Origin of the sequence: Entomohabitans teleogrylli (genome assembly GCF_001484765.1) — a bacterium.
GTDB classification, from domain to species: Bacteria; Pseudomonadota; Gammaproteobacteria; order Enterobacterales; family Enterobacteriaceae; genus Entomohabitans; species Entomohabitans teleogrylli.
Genome location: NZ_LLXO01000018.1, coordinates 1 through 19221, shown reverse-complemented (window position 1 = coordinate 19221; position 19221 = coordinate 1). Strand labels below are relative to the sequence as shown.

At 55.7% G+C, this 19221-nt stretch carries 17 protein-coding genes and 4 tRNA genes; 14 read left to right on the top strand and 7 right to left on the bottom strand.

Annotation, left to right across the window (positions count from 1 at the left end; translation table 11 throughout):
- Positions 1-25 precede the first annotated feature (25 nt).
- The 14 genes from pncC (at position 26) to AQ981_RS19575 (ending at position 10964) form a co-directional block, all read left to right on the top strand.
- Positions 26-523 (top strand): nicotinamide-nucleotide amidase, encoded by a 498-nt coding sequence (gene pncC / locus AQ981_RS19640; protein ID WP_058913454.1) that lies wholly within the window; start codon positions 26-28, stop codon positions 521-523.
- An 82-nt stretch (positions 524-605) separates the two neighbouring features.
- Positions 606-1670, top strand: a complete 1065-nt coding sequence (recA, locus tag AQ981_RS19635) for a recombinase RecA (RefSeq protein ID WP_058913453.1) — start codon at positions 606-608, stop codon at positions 1668-1670.
- A 66-nt stretch (positions 1671-1736) separates the two neighbouring features.
- Positions 1737-2243: a regulatory protein RecX gene (locus tag AQ981_RS19630; protein WP_058913452.1), complete on the top strand. Its 507-nt coding sequence runs from the start codon at positions 1737-1739 to the stop codon at positions 2241-2243.
- Positions 2244-2380: 137 nt separating this feature from the next.
- Positions 2381-5008: an alanine--tRNA ligase gene (gene alaS / locus AQ981_RS19625; protein WP_058913451.1), complete on the top strand. Its 2628-nt coding sequence runs from the start codon at positions 2381-2383 to the stop codon at positions 5006-5008.
- A 245-nt stretch (positions 5009-5253) separates the two neighbouring features.
- The gene (csrA, locus tag AQ981_RS19620) at positions 5254-5439 is read left to right on the top strand and encodes a carbon storage regulator CsrA (protein ID WP_058913450.1); all 186 of its coding nucleotides are present in this window, start codon (positions 5254-5256) and stop codon (positions 5437-5439) included.
- A 359-nt stretch (positions 5440-5798) separates the two neighbouring features.
- Positions 5799-5891: transfer RNA gene (locus AQ981_RS19615), tRNA-Ser, on the top strand.
- Between the two features lie 4 nt (positions 5892-5895).
- Positions 5896-5972 (top strand) — tRNA-Arg (locus AQ981_RS19610).
- Positions 5973-6036: 64 nt separating this feature from the next.
- Positions 6037-6113 (top strand) — tRNA-Arg (locus tag AQ981_RS19605).
- Between the two features lie 196 nt (positions 6114-6309).
- A tRNA-Arg gene (locus AQ981_RS19600) sits at positions 6310-6386 on the top strand.
- A gap of 302 nt (positions 6387-6688) precedes the next feature.
- Entirely contained in the window at positions 6689-7255 is a 567-nt protein-coding gene (yqaB, locus tag AQ981_RS19595) for a fructose-1-phosphate/6-phosphogluconate phosphatase (RefSeq protein ID WP_058913449.1), read from the top strand.
- Positions 7252-7680 (top strand): YqaA family protein, encoded by a 429-nt coding sequence (locus AQ981_RS19590; protein ID WP_058913448.1) that lies wholly within the window; start codon positions 7252-7254, stop codon positions 7678-7680. Before yqaB ends, AQ981_RS19590 begins: the two co-directional genes overlap by 4 nt.
- Before the next feature lie 194 nt (positions 7681-7874).
- Positions 7875-9431, top strand: coding sequence for a glutamate--cysteine ligase (gshA, locus tag AQ981_RS19585; protein WP_058913533.1), 1557 nt, complete (start codon positions 7875-7877; stop codon positions 9429-9431).
- Positions 9432-9585: 154 nt separating this feature from the next.
- Entirely contained in the window at positions 9586-10101 is a 516-nt protein-coding gene (gene luxS, locus AQ981_RS19580; RefSeq protein WP_058913447.1) for an S-ribosylhomocysteine lyase, read from the top strand.
- 77 nt (positions 10102-10178) lie between these two features.
- A complete protein-coding gene (locus AQ981_RS19575; protein ID WP_058913446.1) occupies positions 10179-10964 on the top strand; it encodes an AraC family transcriptional regulator in 786 nt (261 codons plus the stop codon).
- Here the strand turns inward: AQ981_RS19575 and leuA are convergent.
- The 7 genes from leuA to AQ981_RS19540 all read right to left on the bottom strand — a co-directional run bounded on the left by leuA (position 10934) and on the right by AQ981_RS19540 (position 18613).
- Entirely contained in the window at positions 10934-12619 is a 1686-nt protein-coding gene (leuA, locus tag AQ981_RS19570; protein WP_058913445.1) for a 2-isopropylmalate synthase, read from the bottom strand. The genes AQ981_RS19575 and leuA overlap by 31 nt on opposite strands.
- Positions 12620-12768: 149 nt before the next feature.
- Entirely contained in the window at positions 12769-14307 is a 1539-nt protein-coding gene (gene emrB / locus AQ981_RS19565; protein WP_058913444.1) for a multidrug efflux MFS transporter permease subunit EmrB, read from the bottom strand.
- A gap of 15 nt (positions 14308-14322) precedes the next feature.
- Positions 14323-15495, bottom strand: coding sequence for a multidrug efflux MFS transporter periplasmic adaptor subunit EmrA (emrA, locus tag AQ981_RS19560; RefSeq protein ID WP_058913443.1), 1173 nt, complete (start codon positions 15493-15495; stop codon positions 14323-14325).
- Positions 15496-15619: 124 nt separating this feature from the next.
- Positions 15620-16150 carry a transcriptional repressor MprA gene (gene mprA / locus AQ981_RS19555; RefSeq protein WP_058913442.1) on the bottom strand — a complete coding sequence of 177 codons (531 nt, stop codon included), beginning with the start codon at positions 16148-16150 and terminating at the stop codon, positions 15620-15622.
- 89 nt (positions 16151-16239) lie between these two features.
- Complete coding sequence (gene ygaH, locus AQ981_RS19550; protein ID WP_058913441.1) at positions 16240-16575, bottom strand: L-valine transporter subunit YgaH; 336 nt, start codon at positions 16573-16575, stop codon at positions 16240-16242.
- Positions 16572-17312 carry an AzlC family ABC transporter permease gene (locus AQ981_RS19545; protein WP_058913440.1) on the bottom strand — a complete coding sequence of 247 codons (741 nt, stop codon included), beginning with the start codon at positions 17310-17312 and terminating at the stop codon, positions 16572-16574. Before AQ981_RS19545 ends, ygaH begins: the two co-directional genes overlap by 4 nt.
- Positions 17313-17431: 119 nt before the next feature.
- Positions 17432-18613: an MFS transporter gene (locus AQ981_RS19540; protein WP_058913439.1), complete on the bottom strand. Its 1182-nt coding sequence runs from the start codon at positions 18611-18613 to the stop codon at positions 17432-17434.
- Positions 18614-19221 lie beyond the last annotated feature (608 nt).

The window sequence follows — 19221 nt, the reverse complement described above, 5'->3', positions numbered from 1 at the left end:
CGGGTTGCTTACAATGGGGGAAATAATGACGGACAGTGAACTGGCAGAGCTCAGCCTGCAGGTTGGGCAAGCATTGCTTCGGCGCAAAGCAACGTTGACGACAGCAGAATCCTGTACCGGGGGCTGGATAGCGAAAGTGTTGACAGATATTTCCGGCAGTTCGGCCTGGTTCGAACGAGGTTTTGTCACCTACAGCAACGATGCCAAGCAACAAATGGTTGGCGTACAAGCGCAGACGTTAGCGGATAATGGCGCGGTTAGCGAACCGGTAGTGCGGGAAATGGCCGCAGGGGCGCTTAAGGCGGCACGGGCCACCTTCGCCGTATCAGTCAGCGGGATTGCGGGGCCGGATGGCGGAACGCCGCAAAAGCCGGTAGGTACTGTCTGGTTTGGTTTTGCTGATGATATCGGGCGCACTGAAGCGATGGTGAAACAGTTCTCTGGCGACCGTGACGCAGTGCGTCGCCAGGCCGTGTCTTTTGCGTTAAATACACTGCGGCAACAATTTCTACAAAATACTTGATACTGTATGATTGTACAGTATAATCACCAGCAACCGATGATTAATGAACGCAGAGTAACTCGCCCTGCATGAAGGAGTAAAAATGGCTATCGACGAAAACAAACAAAAGGCGTTAGCGGCAGCACTTGGCCAGATTGAAAAACAATTTGGTAAAGGCTCCATCATGCGTCTGGGTGAAGACCGTTCTATGGATGTTGAAACCATCTCTACTGGCTCTTTATCTCTGGATATCGCGCTGGGGGCAGGTGGGTTGCCGATGGGGCGTATCGTCGAAATCTATGGCCCGGAATCTTCCGGTAAAACTACCTTAACCCTGCAGGTGATCGCTGCGGCGCAGCGCGAAGGTAAAACCTGTGCGTTTATCGATGCCGAACACGCCCTGGATCCTGTTTACGCTCGTAAACTGGGCGTTGATATCGATAACCTGCTGTGCTCCCAGCCGGATACCGGCGAACAGGCGCTGGAAATCTGTGACGCGCTGGCGCGCTCTGGCGCGGTAGACGTTATTGTTGTGGACTCAGTGGCTGCTCTGACCCCGAAAGCGGAAATTGAAGGGGAGATCGGCGACTCTCATATGGGCCTGGCGGCGCGTATGATGAGTCAGGCAATGCGTAAACTGGCCGGTAACCTTAAGCAGTCCAATACGCTGCTGATCTTTATCAACCAGATTCGTATGAAGATTGGTGTTATGTTCGGTAACCCGGAAACTACCACCGGCGGTAACGCCCTCAAATTCTATGCCTCCGTTCGCCTGGATATCCGTCGCATTGGCGCGGTGAAAGAGGGTGAAAATGTGGTCGGCAGCGAAACCCGCGTTAAGGTCGTGAAAAACAAAGTGGCGGCGCCATTTAAGCAGGCTGAATTCCAGATCCTCTACGGTGAAGGTATCAACTTCCACGGCGAGCTGGTCGACCTGGGCGTTAAGCACAAGCTGATTGAGAAAGCTGGTGCGTGGTACAGCTATAACGGCGAGAAGATCGGTCAGGGTAAAGCCAACGCCTGCACTTTCCTGAAAGAGAATCCGGCGGTTGCTGCGGATATTGAGAAAAAGCTGCGCGAGACGCTACTGAATAACCAGGACGATAAGCCTGACTTCAATACTGATGCCTATAGCGAAGACGTTGAAGAAACCAACGAAGATTTCTGATTCCCAAACAGGGCTGCTGCGGCAGCCCTTTCCATTTCCATTCCTGACTCTGGTTGTTGTCGCGAAATGTCTGAATTTTCATCCCGTCGCTCCGCACGCTCCCGACTGATGGATAAAGCCACGCGCATTCTGGCCGTTCGCGATCACAGCGAATGGGAACTGCGCAGAAAGCTGCAGCCGCTATTGTCAGAAGGGGGAGACGGGAACAGTGAACAGGCAAATATTACGCCCGCGGATATCGACGACATTATCGCCTGGTGTACGGAACACCACTGGCTGGACGATACCCGCTTTGCCGGTCGGTTTGTAATCAGCCGCAGTCGTAAAGGCTATGGCCCACAGCGTATTCGCCAGGAACTCCAGCAAAAGGGGATTTCCCGGGATCTTTGCGATGCGGCGCTGGCAAGCGATGAGACTAACTGGGGAGAACTGGCCCGGGATATCGCCCAACGCAAGTTTGGGGAACCTTTGCCGACGGAGTGGCCGCAGAAAGCAAAAGTACAGCGCTTTTTGCTGTATCGTGGCTTCCTGATGGAAGATATTCAGGATTTATACCGAAATTTTATCGACTGACGCATCCGGGGTTTTACTTCCCTCCTAATAAAACTTATCTTATTCCCACTTTTTGCCCGGTAAGCCCGCGCGTGGGGCAGGGGATCTGTCCACGAACCAGGGTTGCACCATATCGTTAGCTTGATTTCAGGATAATTATGAGCAAGAGCACCGCTGAGATCCGTCAGGCGTTTCTCGATTTTTTCCATAGTAAGGGGCACCAGGTTGTAGCCAGTAGCTCCCTGGTACCGAACAACGACCCGACTTTATTGTTTACCAACGCCGGGATGAACCAGTTCAAGGATGTGTTCCTTGGTCTCGACAAACGTAATTATTCCCGGGCTACGACGGCGCAGCGCTGTGTCAGGGCCGGCGGTAAACACAATGACCTTGAAAACGTCGGCTATACCGCACGTCACCATACCTTCTTCGAAATGCTGGGTAACTTTAGCTTCGGGGATTACTTTAAGCATGACGCCATTAATTTTGCCTGGGAATTGTTAACCAGCCCGCAGTGGTTCAGTCTGTCAAAAGATCGCCTGTGGGTGACCGTTTATGAAACGGACGATGAGGCTTACGACATCTGGGCCAATGAAGTCGGCGTACCTCGCGAGCGCATTATCCGCATCGGCGACAATAAAGGCGCGCCGTATGCGTCAGACAACTTCTGGCAGATGGGCGATACCGGTCCCTGCGGCCCGTGTACTGAGATTTTCTACGATCACGGCGATCATATCTGGGGCGGCCCTCCGGGGAGCCCGGAAGAAGACGGCGATCGCTATATCGAAATCTGGAATATCGTTTTCATGCAGTTCAACCGTCAGTCAGACGGCACCATGCAGCCGCTGCCGAAGCCGTCGGTGGATACCGGGATGGGACTGGAGCGCATCGCCGCGGTTCTGCAGCATGTGAATTCTAACTATGACATCGATCTGTTCCGCACTCTGATTCAGGCGGTGGCGGACGTGACCGGCGCCAGCGATCTGGCCAACAAGTCGCTGCGCGTTATCGCGGATCATATTCGTTCCTGCGCTTTTCTTATTGCAGATGGCGTTACGCCGTCCAATGAGAACCGTGGCTATGTGCTGCGGCGCATTATCCGTCGCGCTATTCGCCACGGTAATATGCTGGGCGCCAAAGAGACCTTCTTCTATAAGTTGGTTGCGCCGTTGATCGGCGTCATGGGGGCGGCAGGCGATGATCTGAAACGTCAGCAGGGGCTGGTAGAACAGGTTCTGAAGACTGAAGAAGAGCAGTTCGCTCGTACACTGGAGCGCGGTCTGGCGCTGTTGGATGAAGAGCTGGCGCAACTTAAAGGCGACACGCTGGACGGTGAGACAGTTTTCCGCCTGTATGACACATACGGCTTCCCGGTCGATTTGACCGCCGATGTGTGCCGCGAGCGTGGTCTTAAAATCGATGAAGCCGGTTTTGAAGCCGCAATGGAAGAGCAGCGCCGTCGCGCCCGTGAATCCAGCGGCTTTGGCGCTGATTACAACAACATCATTCGCGTAGATTCAGCCTCCGAGTTTAAAGGTTATGAAACGCTGGATCTGAACGCCAGAATCAGCGCGCTGTTTGTTGACGGGAATGCGGTCGATCAGATCTCTGCTGGTCAGGAAGCAGTCGTGGTACTCGATCAGACACCATTTTATGCGGAATCCGGTGGTCAGGTTGGAGACCGCGGCGAGCTGAAAGCGCAGGGGGCAACCTTTGCGGTTAGCGACACTCAGAAATATGGTCAGGCGATTGGTCATCAGGGCAAGCTCTCCACCGGCACGCTGAAAGTGGGTGAGGGAGTAGAAGCGGTGGTCGATGAGGCGCGTCGTCAGCGTATCCGCCTGAACCACTCGGCAACGCACCTGATGCACGCGGCACTGCGCCAGGTACTGGGTACCCATGTGGCGCAGAAGGGGTCGCTGGTCAATGATAAAGGCCTGCGTTTCGACTTCTCCCATTTTGAGGCGATGAAGCCGCAGGAAATTCGCGCCGTGGAAGATCTGGTCAATGCCCAGATTCGCCGTAACTTGCCTGTCGAAACCAACATCATGGAGCTGGAGGCCGCGAAGGCTAAAGGCGCTATGGCGCTGTTCGGCGAAAAATACGATGAGAAAGTGCGCGTATTGAGTATGGGTGATTTCTCCACCGAACTGTGTGGGGGAACGCACGCCAGTCGTACCGGCGACATTGGCCTGTTCCGTATTGAGGCTGAGTCAGGAACCGCGGCGGGCGTAAGACGTATTGAAGCTGTTACGGGTGAGGGCGCAATCGCCGCGCTGCATGCCCAGAGCGATGAACTGCAGGATATCGCGCAGTTGCTGAAAGGCAATAGCCATAACCTGAGTGAAAAAGTTCGTGCCGCACTGGAGCATACCCGTCAGCTTGAAAAAGAACTTCAACAACTGAAGGAACAGCAGGCGTCTCAGGAAAGCGCCAACCTTTCCGGCAAAGCGATTGATGTGAAAGGTGTGAAGCTGTTAGTCAGTGAACTGAGCAACGCTGAACCAAAAATGCTGCGTACGATGGTCGATGACCTGAAAAACCAGCTTGGCTCAACGGTGATTGTGCTGGCAACTGTCTGTGAAGATAAGGTTTCTCTGATTTCCGGGGTATCTAAAGATCTGACAGACCGGGTGAAAGCCGGTGAACTGATTGGTATGGTCGCCCAGCAGGTTGGGGGCAAGGGGGGTGGACGTCCGGATATGGCGCAAGCCGGTGGTACGGATGTTCAGGCTCTGCCAGCAGCGCTGGCCAGCGTAGAAAGCTGGGTAGCGGCAAAACTGTAAGTAAAACAATTAAGAGCGTTGAATCGCGCCATGGTTGAAATGATCGTGGCGCTTTGATTTAGCGCACTGTCATTCATGATAAAGTCGGGTTAACTTGTGTATATCGGCTAAACTTAGCTATAACAGAGGGTGATGCATTGATGGATTACATTTTATGTGGTTGTCATTGCTCACTTTTGGGCGTTATATGATGGATATGCCGGGATACCGATGCCCGACTCTTTCAATCTTTCAAGGAGCAACGAATGCTGATTCTGACTCGTCGAGTTGGTGAGACCCTCATGATTGGGGATGAGGTGACTGTAACTGTATTAGGGGTAAAAGGTAACCAGGTTCGCATTGGTGTGAACGCCCCTAAAGAGGTTTCAGTACACCGTGAAGAGATTTACCAGCGTATCCAGGCTGAAAAGTCCCAGCAAGGCAGCTACTGATCTGTGTCGTCTCGCCAGTTCTGGCGAGACGAACCCTTCCCGCGTTGTAACACCGTTTTCATTGGTTTGTTCTTAAATATTCTGCTGCTGATTTCCTGTGTCGTCAGGCCTGACGCTGAAAACGGCGATCGAATCCCAGCTTGTTTTGTACCAGGACCGGATTGGATTGACGGTAAACAGAGATAATCTGCTGCTAAAACCATCTTTTTGCTGTTAAAGCAGCCTGATTGCATGGGAAATGTGCAAACGATTCGCAGCCGGGAAAAATTGTTTGACTTATAAGTCCCAGAAAGTAATATGTGCGCCACGCAGCGCCGATGAGCAGAAACAAGTTCTGGCGCACTCGTTAAGAGGCGTGTGGTGAGATGGCCGAGAGGCTGAAGGCGCTCCCCTGCTAAGGGAGTATGCGGTCAAAAGCTGCATCGAGGGTTCGAATCCCTCTCTCACCGCCATTTTGCATCCGTAGCTCAGCTGGATAGAGTACTCGGCTACGAACCGAGCGGTCGGAGGTTCGAATCCTCCCGGATGCACCATCTTCTTCGATGTGATAATGGAATAGAGTCACATTGAGGTCAGCAGTAAAGCAGTAATCCCGATGCATCCGTAGCTCAGCTGGATAGAGTACTCGGCTACGAACCGAGCGGTCGGAGGTTCGAATCCTCCCGGATGCACCATATTTTGTTGTACTGTCAGAGAAGACGGTGCGACAGACGCAAGCGGTAGTACCCGCAGGCTCCAGGGTTAATGTTGCGTCAGCAACGACGCCTCGAGTGAGGTAGAGCCGAATCATCCTTCCGGATGCACCATTTTTTTCAATGTAACAATGGAACACGGTGACATTGAGGCCAGTAGTAAAATAGTATTCCCGATGCATCCGTAGCTCAGCTGGATAGAGTACTCGGCTACGAACCGAGCGGTCGGAGGTTCGAATCCTCCCGGATGCACCATCTTCTCCCGGATAGTCAGCCCGGCACCAACTCCGCTAATAAGCTTCGAAATATCAATGCATCTTCTCTTCAGGTAATCAAAGCCAGTTTTCATCCCCGTCATATTTTGCCTTTCCAGAACATATTTCTTCCTTTCTGTTGCTTCCGCACATGACATCTCCTTCAGCCAAACCGTATTCCGATGAAATCGCCCGTCTTCAACAAGGTTTTTGTAACCAATGTGATTATATCTTTTGCAATTAGCGACATTGCAGACACTTTGCGATAAAGTAACGTACCGATATACAAAAGGTGAATGCGCTATGTATCAACGTTATGACGGGCTGATCTTCGACATGGATGGCACCATCCTGGATACTGAGCCGACCCATCGCCAGGCGTGGCGGGAAGTGCTGTCGCGCTATGATATGCAGTTTGATGAGCAGGCGATGATCGCGTTGAATGGCTCTCCGACATGGCGTGTAGCGCAGGTGATCATCGAATCCCATGGCCGCCAGCTCGATCCCCATGCGCTGGCGGAAGAGAAAACCCAGGTACTCAGGGAAATCCTGTTGGACGGCGTTCGTCCTCTGCCGCTGGTGGAAGTGGTCCGGGAATGGTATGGCCGTCGCCCGATGGCGGTAGGTACCGGGAGTGAAAGCGCCGTGGCGGAAGCCTTGTTGAATCACCTGGACTTACGCCGCTATTTCACCGCTGTGGTCGCCGCCGATCACGTTCAGTACCACAAACCGGCGCCAGATACGTTTTTGCGCTGCGCTGAACTCATGGGGGTGCGTCCGGAAAAATGTGTGGTGTTTGAGGATGCGGATTTTGGTCTGCAGGCGGCCTCCCGCGCCGGAATGGATGTTGTGGATGTCCGCTTGCTGTGAGCGACCTGGCGTCGCTGTTCTCACTTTTTACCAGTAGCTTTTTAAGCGCCACACTGCTGCCCGGGAGCTCGGAAGCGGTGCTGGTGGCGCTGCTGGTTGCAGAAAAAAGCCAGCCCTGGTTACTGGTGCTGGTAGCAACAATAGGTAATAGTCTTGGAGGGCTGACTAACGTTATTCTGGGGCGCTTTTTCCCTTTGCGGGAAACGTCGCGCTGGCTGGCTACAGCGCAGCACTGGTTAGGGCGTTATGGATCGGTCGCCCTGTTGCTGAGCTGGATGCCGGTAATTGGAGATTTACTGTGTCTTCTCGCAGGCTGGTTACGTCTGTCCTGGGGGCCGGTTATCTTTTTTTTATGCCTTGGTAAAGCGCTGCGCTATGTCGTTGTGGCAGCGGCAACGCTTCAGGGTATGGCATGGTGGCACTAATTGGTTTATACGCGCTATCTTTCACGCCCCAGGGCGGCCGGAATGATGCGCGGTATATTGAATGACGATGGGGCCGATGTTGAGTGAAAGCACAGGCCTTTGCCGGGCAGTAGACATTTCGCCTCTGCCTGGCCTTATCGTTACTGATAACAATTATGCTTAATGAAAATGCATTCGACAGGCGGGAGGTCAATTTGATCCCGGATGTATCACAGGCGCTGGCCTGGCTGGAGTCTCATCCTCAGGCATTACAGGGCATTTGTCGCGGCCTTGAACGCGAAACGCTACGCGTGACGCCCAACGGCCATCTGGCGACAACCGGGCACCCGGAATCGCTGGGGGCGGCGTTAACGCATAAGTGGATCACCACGGATTTTGCGGAAGCGCTGCTGGAATTTATTACCCCGGTGGATGGCGATATCGATCATATGCTGACGTTTATGCGCGATCTGCACCGTTTCACCAGCCGTGAAATCGGCGAAGAGCGCATGTGGCCCCTCAGCATGCCCTGCTTTATTGAAGATGGTCAGCAGATTGCGCTGGCGCAGTATGGCTCATCCAATGTCGGGCGTTTTAAAACCCTGTATCGTGAAGGGCTTAAAAATCGCTACGGGGCGTTAATGCAGACTATTTCCGGGGTGCATTACAATTTCTCCTTCCCGCTGGCCTTCTGGCAGGCGCGTAGCGGCGTCACGGATGCCGAAAGCGGCAAAGAAGCGATTTCCGCCGGTTACTTCCGCCTGATTCGCAACTACTACCGCTTTGGCTGGGTGATTCCCTATCTGTTCGGCGCCTCGCCGGCGATCTGTTCGTCGTTCCTGCAGGGCAAACCGGAAACCCTGCCGTTTGAGAAGACCGACTGCGGGATGTACTACCTGCCGTATGCTACCTCTCTGCGTCTCAGCGATCTGGGCTATACCAATAAATCGCAGAGCAACCTGGGCATTACGTTTAACGATCTGCAAACCTATGTCGATGGTCTGAAGCGGGCGATAAAGACCCCGTCGGAAGAGTATGCGGCTATCGGCCTGATGAAAGATGGCCGGCATTTGCAGCTCAACAGCAATGTCCTGCAGATTGAAAATGAGCTGTATGCGCCGATACGGCCCAAGCGTGTGACCCGGGCAGGTGAATCGCCGTCTGATGCGCTGCTGCGCGGCGGTATCGAATACATCGAAGTACGCTCGCTGGATATCAATCCGTTCTCGCCGATTGGCGTCGATGAACGTCAGGTGCGCTTCCTCGATCTGTTTATGATCTGGTGCGCTCTGGCGGATGCGCCGGAAATGAGCAGCGCTGAGCTGCTATGTACCCGTAAAAACTGGAATCGGGTGATTCTTGAAGGGCGTAAACCCGGTCTGACGCTGGGGATTGGCTGTGAAACCGCGCAATACCCACTGGCGAAAGTCGGCAAAGATCTGTTCCACGATCTGCGTCGGGTGGCGGAAACGCTGGACGGTATTGCCGGCGATCGGCAGTATCAGCAGGTTTGCGACTGGCTGGTGGCCTGCTTTGATGATCCGGAATTAACTTACTCAGCGCGCATTTTGCGTTCTATGATTGAAAAAGGGATTGGCGGCACTGGCCTGGAGCTGGCGAACCATTACCGGGAGATGCTGCAAAGCGAGCCGCTGGAGTTGCTCAGCGAAGCGCAACTGCAGGCCGAGCGCGATGCGTCATGGGCGCGCCAGCGGGATATCGAAGCCCGGGATAGCGAGCCTTTTGACAGCTGGCTGGCGAAACAGGCCTGATATAAAAGAAAAAGGCCACATAACTGTGGCCGAATTTTCATCTCTGAAAACAGGGATGATGATAACAAATGCGCGTCTTTCATATACTCTGACCCGCGCCTGAAGTAAGAGTTCATTTAATTTTAAAAAAATATCACTATCGGAGGTGACCAGAATGCCATTATTGGATAGCTTCACAGTCGACCACACGCGCATGGGGGCGCCGGCGGTGCGTGTCGCGAAAACCATGGATACGCCGCACGGCGACACCATCACGGTTTTTGACCTGCGCTTTTGTGTGCCGAACAAGGAAGTGATGCCGGAAAAAGGGATTCACACCCTCGAACACCTGTTTGCTGGTTTTATGCGAGACCACCTGAACGGTAACGGCGTTGAGATTATCGACATCTCGCCGATGGGCTGCCGTACCGGCTTCTATATGAGCCTGATCGGCCAGCCGGATGAGCAACGCGTGGCGGAGGCCTGGAAAGCGGCGATGACTGACGTGCTGAAAGTGCAGGATCAGAATCAGATCCCGGAACTGAACGTTTATCAGTGTGGTACTTACCAGATGCACTCCCTGCAGGAAGCGCAGGATATTGCGCGCCATATCATTGAACGCGGAGTTAGCGTAAACAGCAATGATGAGCTGGCGCTGCCGAAAGAGAAACTACAGGAACTGCATATCTGACCGTGAAGCGAACCTGAACCGGGGAGCCTCATCGGCTCCCTTTTTTATTGGTCGGTCTGCCAGGGATTAGCGCTATCATGACTACCACGCTGCAGTTCAGTTTTACCACTCGCCCGCTGGTGCCTTACGCCTGTGAGTATCAACACGGGGAAGGGGAGCCATGGCACCATCACGACTGTGTACAGTTACTGCATACGCTGAGCGGCGTCGCCCGGGTGGATACCGAAGCTGGCTGCTGGATCGTGCCGCCCGGGCGCGGGGTCTGGCTACCCGCGGGGACCCGCCACCGCATCGCCATCACCGGTCAGGTATCCGCCCGTACGCTGTTTATCGATCCGCTGGCGCGCGCCGATCTACCCGCCAGTTGCCAGATCGTGCAGATCTCCGCCTTATTGCGGGAACTGATTGTCGCCGCCCTCAAACTTCCGGAAACCTATGTTGCCCACAGCCGGGCGGAACGTATCTATGAGCTGATTCTGGATGAGATTCGTACCATGACCGTGCTGCCGTTTCACCTGCCGGAACCGCACGGGGTCGGGCTGCATCGTCTGTGCCTGCGGATCAAAGAGACGCTGGCGGAGCCGTGGAGCGTGGCCCGGGCGGCCGGAGAGGTAAGCATGAGCGAGCGCACGCTGACCCGCCACTTTCAACAGCAGACGGGGCTGGCGTTTGGCGAGTGGCTACGCCGCGCGCGCCTGATGGAAGCATTGATCCGGCTGGCGCAGGGTCAATCGGTGTTACGGGTGGCGCTGGACTGCGGTTATGGCAGCCACAGCGCTTTCACGGCGATGTTTCGCCGGGTGATGGGGGTATCGCCCAGCGAGTACTTCTGTCACGATGCCGGCAGCGGATCGTCCAGGTAACGGGATACCGCGTTGAACAGCGCCTGCAGCGATGCGCGCGAGATGTCGTTATCGATGCCTACCCCCCAGTTGCGCTGGCCGTCGGCAAACAGACAGCAAATATAGGTGGCGGAGCGGCTGTCGCTGCGCTCGCCCAGGGTGTGTTCGTGATAATCCTTAATCACGAACGGCGTGGTGGTCAGCCGCTGCAGTCCCTGCGCGGCGGCGGAGAGTAATCCGTTGCCTTCGCCATTGAGAGATTGTTCCACGCCGCGGCTGCGAATGCGCGCCTGGAGCTGCATCGTTCCGCCGGGAGTGCTTTGGGTGCTGAACTCCAGTAACGCCAGCGCTGGTTGCGACACCAGACCGTAGCGCTCGCGAAACAGCTGCCACAGCGCGTTCTGAGTCATCTCGCCGCCGTGACGGTCGGTCTCCTGCTGTACCTGCTGGCTGAACGCTTGCTGCAACGCGCGCGGCATTTGCAGCCCATGGTTTTCTTCAATAATCCACGCGCTACCGCTTTTCCCGGACTGACTGTTGACCCGGATCACCGCTTCGTAGGTACAGCCGATATCCCGGGGATCGATGGGCAGATAGGGCATTTCCCAGAAGCCGTCCGGTTGATTTTTACGTGCTTCAAAGCCTTTTTTAATCGCATCCTGATGGGAACCGGAAAAGGCGGTATAGGCCAGTTTTCCGGCCCATGGATGGCGGGGATGTACCGGCAATTGATTACAAGTTTCCGCTACTTCAACGACCCGCGGCATATCGCTGAAATCCAGCCCCGGGGCAATCCCCTGGCTGTAGAGATTCATGGCCAGGGTGACCAGGCAGACGTTACCGGTGCGTTCGCCGTTGCCGAACAGGCAACCTTCCACCCGGTCGGCGCCGGCGAGCATCGCCAGCTCTGCGCAGGCAATACCGGTTCCGCGATCGTTATGAGGGTGGACACTGACGCACACCCGATCCCGGTACGAGAAATGGCGGCAGAAATATTCTATCTGATCGGCGTAGACATTGGGGGTACTGACCTCCACAGTGGCTGGCAGATTGACGATCATCGGGCGATGTTCCTCCGGCTGCCAGACATCGGCCACGGCTTCACAGATTTGCAGAGCGAATTCCGGTTCCGTGGCGCTGAAGGTTTCCGGTGAGTATTCAAAACACCATGCGGTTTGCGGCTGGCTTTCACACAGGCTGCGGATCTGGCGGGTCGCGGATACCGCCAGGGCGACACTCTCTGCTTCGCTCTGGCGGAAGACCAGGCGGCGGAACAGCGGCGCGGTGGCATTATATAAATGTACCGTGGCGCGCGGCGCGCCGCGCAGCGCGTCGAAGGTACGGGCGATCAGATCTTCCCGGGCCTGGGTCAGCACCTGAATGGTGACATCCTCGGGGATACGCTGCTCGTCGATCAACTGGCGCACAAAATCGAAGTCGGTTTGCGAGGCGGAAGGGAATGCCACCTCGATCTCTTTAAATCCACAGGCCAGTAACTGTTCCCAGAACATCAGCTTGCGCGCGCTGTCCATTGGCTCCGCCAGCGCCTGGTTGCCGTCGCGCAGGTCGGTGGAAAGCCAGCGCGGAGCGCGGGTTAAGGTGTTAGACGGCCAGCGGCGATCCGCCAGGGCGAGGGGCTGCCAGGGGCGGTATTTAGTGGCGGGTTGGGCGATCATTGCGGTTTCTCCGGTTGTCAGGGTTCAACTATCCTGGCGCACCGCAATGCGGACCGCTGCTGTGCAAATGACAATTGCTACAGAGAAACGGACAAAAAAAGCGCCTGGCGGATCCGCGCAGGCGCTTTTCGGGTGTTGCCGGTGTCCGGTTAGTGCGCTCCGCCGGCGCCTCCGCCAGTACCGAAAGGCGGTCTGGCGAACCAGACCATACCTATCATCAGAATAAACACCCCCGCCGAAATCCAGAAAATCTCGTTCGCTGAAATGATCAGCCCCTGATTAGTGATCTGCTGGGCGATATAGCCGGAGGCCTGCTGCTGACTTAACCCCAGACTTTCCAGCTGGCTGTACATCTGCTGGGCGTTGGGATTAAAGGGATTTACCGACTCTGTCAGCTGAGCGTGGTGCAGCGATTCGCGGTTGGTCCACAGCGTCGTGGTGATGGAGGTGCCGATAGAGCCGGCCAGGGTACGGGTAAAGTTCGATAAGCTCGACGCCGCCGCCAGCCGCTCCGGCGGTAGCCCGGAAAGGGTAATGGTGGTGAGCGGCATAAAGAAGCAGGCCACCGCAAAACCCTGGATGAACTGCGGCCACGCGGAAGCGCCGAAATCCATACCCGGCTCAAAGGTCCAGGCGCGCCAGTAGAAGCATACGGCATACATGATAAAGCTAAAGGTCACTAAGCGGCGCATATCCAGCTTATGGGCGTAGCGGCCAATGATGGGCGACAGTATTACCGGGATCAGCCCCACCGGCGCCGACGCCAGCCCCGCCCAGGTGGCGGTATAACCGTAGACCTCCTGTAGCAACTGGGGTAGCAGAACGATGGCGCCGAAATAGAGCATATAAGCGAGGCTAATACACAGACAGCCGATGGTGAAGTTGCGTGACTTGAACAGCGATAAATCGACGATCGGATTGTCGTCTGTCAGCTCCCAGACAATCAGGAAACTGATGGCCACCACGGCGACAATGGTCAACACCACGATTTCCGTCGAGTTGAACCAGTCCAGCTCTTTGCCCTGGTCGAGCATTACCTGCAGGCTGCCGATGCCGACCACCAGCAGCGCCAGGCCTATCACATCAATGCGCCGCTGTTCGGTACGGGTTTCACGTCCGCGCAGAGTCTGGAGCGTCATCAGGACCACCACCACGCCGATTGGCACGTTAATAAAGAAGATCCAGCCCCAGTGATAGTTATCGCTGATCCAGCCGCCGAGTATCGGCCCACAAATGGGCGCGACAATGACCGTCATCGACCAGAGCGCCAGCGCAATACTGCGCTTCGCCGGCGGATAGTTGCTCAGTAGCAGACTCTGGGAAAGTGGAATCAGCGGCCCGGCCACCACTCCCTGAATAACGCGGAAGAAGATCAGCATATTCAGGCTGGTGGACATACCGCAGGCCCAGGAGGCAATGACGAAAAGAATGGTCGACCAGAGGAACAGTTTCACTTCCCCGATCCGCTTTGCCAGCCAGCCGGTCAGCGGAATGGAGATGGCGTTGGCGACCCCGAAAGAGGTGATCACCCAGGTCCCCTGGCTCAGGGACGAGCCAAGGTTACCGGCGATAGTCGGGATTGCCACGTTAGCGATAGTTGAGTCCAGCACCTGCATAAAGGTTGCCAGCGCCAGCGCGATGGTCATGATCGCCAGCGGCATCCCTTCCAGCGGTTTTTGTTGCTGCATTACTACCTCCGCCGCTTAGCCAGCGTTCGCCTGCACAATCTGGTCGATGAGCTTATTGGCGGGCTCAAGGTCAATTTCGCGGGCGTTACTTTCATAAACCGGCGTGGTGCGCGTCTGGTCCGCCAGCATGCTGCCGTCGCGATTGCTGGTATCCACCGTCACCAGTGTCGACAGGCCAATGCGTAGCGGGTGCGTTGCAATCTGCTGTGGATCGAGAGAGATACGAACCGGCAGACGCTGTACGACTTTGATCCAGTTGCCGGTGGCGTTCTGCGCCGGCAGCAGAGAGAAGGCGCTGCCGGTGCCCATATCCAGACCGACCACTTTGCCGGTGTATTTCACACTGCTGCCGTAGATATCGCTGACGACCGTCGCCGGCTGACCAATGCGCATGTGGGCCAGTTGGGTCTCTTTGAAGTTAGCGTCCACCCATAGATCCGTCGAAGGAACGATCGCCATCAGCGCCGTAGTGGGACTGATCTGCGCGCCAACCTGAACGGCACGGCGTGAGACATAGCCGGTGATCGGGCTGACAATTTTGGTGCGCTGCAGGGCCAGCCAGGCGTTGCGCACTTCGGTCGCTGCCTGCTGCACCGCTGGCTGGCGTTCCAGCGGGGTGTTGAGAACCACCGCCTGATTGGCGTTATACTGCTGGATTGCCACGTCAAGCTGCGCCTGGGCGCTGGCTACCGCGTCTTTGGCGTGTTGTAGCTCTTCGCGGCCAATCAGATTGGCGCTGCCAAGCGGTACGCGGCGATTGTAGTCGCTCTGCGCCTGAGCCAACGCGGTTCGCTGGACGTCAATATTGGCCTGCAATTGCTTACTGTTGATCATTTGCTGGCGCGTCTGGCGCACGCTGGAGGCCAGCGCGGTTTGCGCTTTTTCGAAAGACTGCTGGGCGTCGGTGGCGTCCAGCGTCACCAGCACATCGCCTTTTTTGACGAAATCGGTATTATCCACCCACACCTTGGTCACACTCCCGGAGACCTGGGCCATGATTTGTACCTGATTCCCTGCCACATAGGCGTCATCCGTCTCTTCAACGTGACGGAGCACCAAAAACCAATAGATCCCATATGCCACTGCAATAATGACGAACAACAGGGTCAACAGGATAAGCGCGCTTTTGCGCTTTTTTTTCTTGTTTGCCGGTTGCTGAGTCGTTTGAGTTTCCGCATGCGAGCTCATGCTGTTCTCCACATCTTTTTTATTGTGTTATCGGCCGGGCCGACTCTGTGAGTCAGAAAGGCCAGCATGGTTGAATGCTGGCCTGACTGAGGGAATTACCGGATTATAGAAAGCTAGCTCGTTGTTAACGAATTGCCTCAATAATTGCGTCGTCTGCATCCATTTTATCGAGACGGTTAAGCAGTTTGCGGGTGATGTGCTCCAGGGTCGCTTTCTCTTCCGTACTGAGAGAAGACCAGAGCTGTTGCAGGCAGTTATGCTGGGGTGGAAGTACCTGATCGAGGAATTCCTGACCTTTTTCAGTCAAATGCAGGTGCAGGCAGCGGCGATCGTTGTCGCTTTCGCGACGCTCAATCCAGCCGCGTTTTTCCAGTTCATCGGCGATGCGGGTCGCATTGGTGCGGGACGATCCCAGCGCGCAGCTCAGTTCACTGGGCTGAATACTGTGATCTTCCTGAGACTCAAGCGTTATCAACGCCATGAACAACGTCTCGTTAATCCCCTGAGCTTTCAGCATCTTATTGCGATTGTCCAGCAGCTTACCCTGCATGTGCATGCACAGGCGGGTAAGCAGGATCTCCTGATAAGGAAAATCCTCCTGGCGGCTGGCGCGAAACTTAAGCATTTGTTCAATGGGAGTAAACGAACTATCCATTTGGGCATAACCTCATTAATTACAGCTGATATAATAACGATGGTGATAAATAATGTAAATGTATTATTTCTGCGGATGTATAAAGAAAACTACATCACCATCATGAGCTTCCAGGTGATTCCATAACCCAGAGCGCTAAGTAAAGTAGGCGTGATAATGCTGCGCAGTTTCCAGAAACTGGTCCCCAGAATGGCAAAACCTACTAAAGTTGGCAGTAACCGCCTGGCATCGTGCATCACTTCCGGCGCGCTGGATACCACCAGTAGCGCGCAAATCGAAGCAATCCCGATGCTGTCGAGCAGAATATGCACCGCCCCCCGCTGTGTCGATGGACGGGTATTGCCGCCAAGGCGCAGCGGCAGGTAGCGAAACAGATAGTTTGCACAGCCCACCAGCAGACCAAGGAGCAGGACCTGGGTACTCATCGTAATTCCTCCTGGTAAATTGCCTGTAGCAGCGCAGCCAGGCAGCCGCAGACAATACCGGCAAGAATCGCCGCGGGTATAGAAACCAGTGTGAGCCCCAGCAGGGCACCAGCCAGCGCCGCCCCTACGCAAACGGACTGTTTACGCTGAAACGAAGCCAGCAGAAAGCTCATAAACAGCGCCGGCAACATGAAACTCAGCGCGGCTTCAACGGCCGGGTAATGTTCCAGCAGACCGTTGCCGGACCAGGCGCCGGCGGCGGTACCGGCCACCCAGGAAAGCCAGGAGCAAAAGGCGATACCGATCATCCAGTTTTCGGTCCAGCGTCGGTTGTCGCGCAGCAGTTTAGCGGTGGCGGCGGCGAACACTTCATCGGTAAGGCCAAAGGCCCACAGCGCGGTCTTTGGCGCGCTGAGACGGGTAACGATACGGGTTTTCAGCGATGGGCCGTAGAGAATATGGCGGACATCCATCGCCATGACGGTCATGGCGGCGACCCACAGGGAACTACCGGCGGATAACAGTGCGGTGATCACGAACTGACTGGCGCCAGCATAAATGATGCAGGAAAAAAACAGACTTTCGAGCGGTGTAAATCCCAGTTTGGTGGCATTCAGGCCAAAAGCGAATGCCACAGGAAGGTAGCTGATAACAATCGGGAGACTATCTTTGAAGCCCTCCAGCAGAGTGGCTTCATTTCCGGGATAAGGCTCGGCAATAGAGGCAGGGTTTTCCATATTGGCTGCTAATAAATAACCAGAGTTAAAGTCACATCAATGAATACTTGACGATACCTTAACAGACTGCCAGGCAGCTTTATAGTACTGCGCCTCTTAAAAGTCGCTTCCCGGACAGATTATTCCGGTATTTGCCGATGATATCCCCGCCACCATACCAGCAAATTCAGTGTCGCCACCGTAGCGCCGATAGCGCAGACTCCGTTCCAGCCGCCATGCTGGTAAGCTGCGGCGGAAAGCAGGGAGCCGGCTGCGCCGCCGATAAAGTAACTGGTCATGTAGCCGGCGGTGAGGCGATTACGTGCTTCCGGCATGGTGTGATAGATAACGCTCTGGTTGGTGATATGTACGCCCTGGACGGTGAGGTCGAGGACCAGGATGCCGATAATCAACGCCGGAATAGAAAACTGGCCGCAGGCGATCGCTATCCAGGAGAGCAGCAGTAATACCAGTCCCCAGGTGGTGGTCAGGTGAGCTTTGCCCTTATCCGCCAGGCCGCCGAAGGGGCGGGCGCCCAGCGCGCCGGCGGCGCCGGCCAGACCAAACAGACCAATGACGCCTTCGGAAAAGAGAAAAGGCGGCGCGGCGAGCAGAAACGCCATTGAGGTCCAGAGAATACTGAAGTTGGCAAAGGTCAGGCAGCCGAGTAGCGCCCGGGTGCGCAACATTTTTTCCCGGGTAAACAACCGGAAAACCGAAGCCAGGAGCTGAGGGTAATTGAGGTTATTTTCCTGTCTGATGACCGGCAGGCCGCGCCATAGCGCCAGCGCCATTGCGATCATCAGGACGCTGGCGACCCAGTAGACGGTACGCCATCCGCCGATGCTGGCCAGCAGACCGGCCACGGTACGGGCCAGCAGGATGCCGAGCAACAGGCCGCTCATGATAGTGCCGACCACTTTGCCGCGTTTTTCCGGCGCGGCGAGGGTCGCGGCCAGCGGCACCAGCAACTGGGCAACCACCGAGAACAGGCCGGTCAGGGCGGTACCCAGAATCATCAGCCACAGCGAGGTGCTACTGGCGGTAATCAACATTCCGCCGGCGGCCAGCAGAGTCATGGAGACAATAAGCGTCCGGCGTTCGAACATATCCCCGAGAGGAACCAGAAACAGCAGGCCGGCGGCATAGCCGAGCTGGGCGGCGGTAACGATAAAGCCGGCCTGATTCACTGAAAGTGAAAAAGCGTTGGCGATGGTGTCGAGCAGCGGCTGGGCGTAATAGTTGCTGGCGACCGCCAGACCGGTGGCGACAGACATGAGCGCGATGAGAGCCGGGCTGAGCCCGCGAGTCGTTTTATTCATTATTAATATTTATGTTGTGGTGAAGGGGGGTAATGATAATGGATCCTGGTGAGAGTGCTATATGTGGGAGCGGGGAGTGAGTGTCGGTTTGTGCGGTTTAGGGGGGGATCGTGCGCTGCGGTTATTTTTGTTTGGGCGGGAGGTTCTGTTCGCTGTGGTCATTTTTTCGTGGGTGGGAGATTTCGTTCGCTGTGGTCATTTTTGCCTGGGGAGGAAATTCCGTTCACCGTAAGTCAGCGCCTTATTTTGCTTTTGTCGCCAGGTGAACGGGGAGAGGGGGCTCGCCGCCGCCCCCTCTCCACTCCGGGCTCCCGGCAGTAAAATCGCCGCTGCGCGGTACCCGTCAATTTTCGCGTCTGGCTTCGGGTCGGGTAAGACGGCACATCCCTGTGCCGGCTTCCCCTCAGGCCGGTTCCCTCCGGCCTGCCCCGGCCATGCGCAAAAATAGCCGGCGATTTTAAGCCGGATTCAACACCCCCGCGGTGAAATCGGGGATTTTAAAAGGCATGTTAATTGCTGTGGGGTGTTACCGGAACTTTCAGGAAATAATCGTTCCCAGTTAGGGGCTTTTGTTCTTGTTTTGAGGTTGTTGTAATTTTTTGCAGACT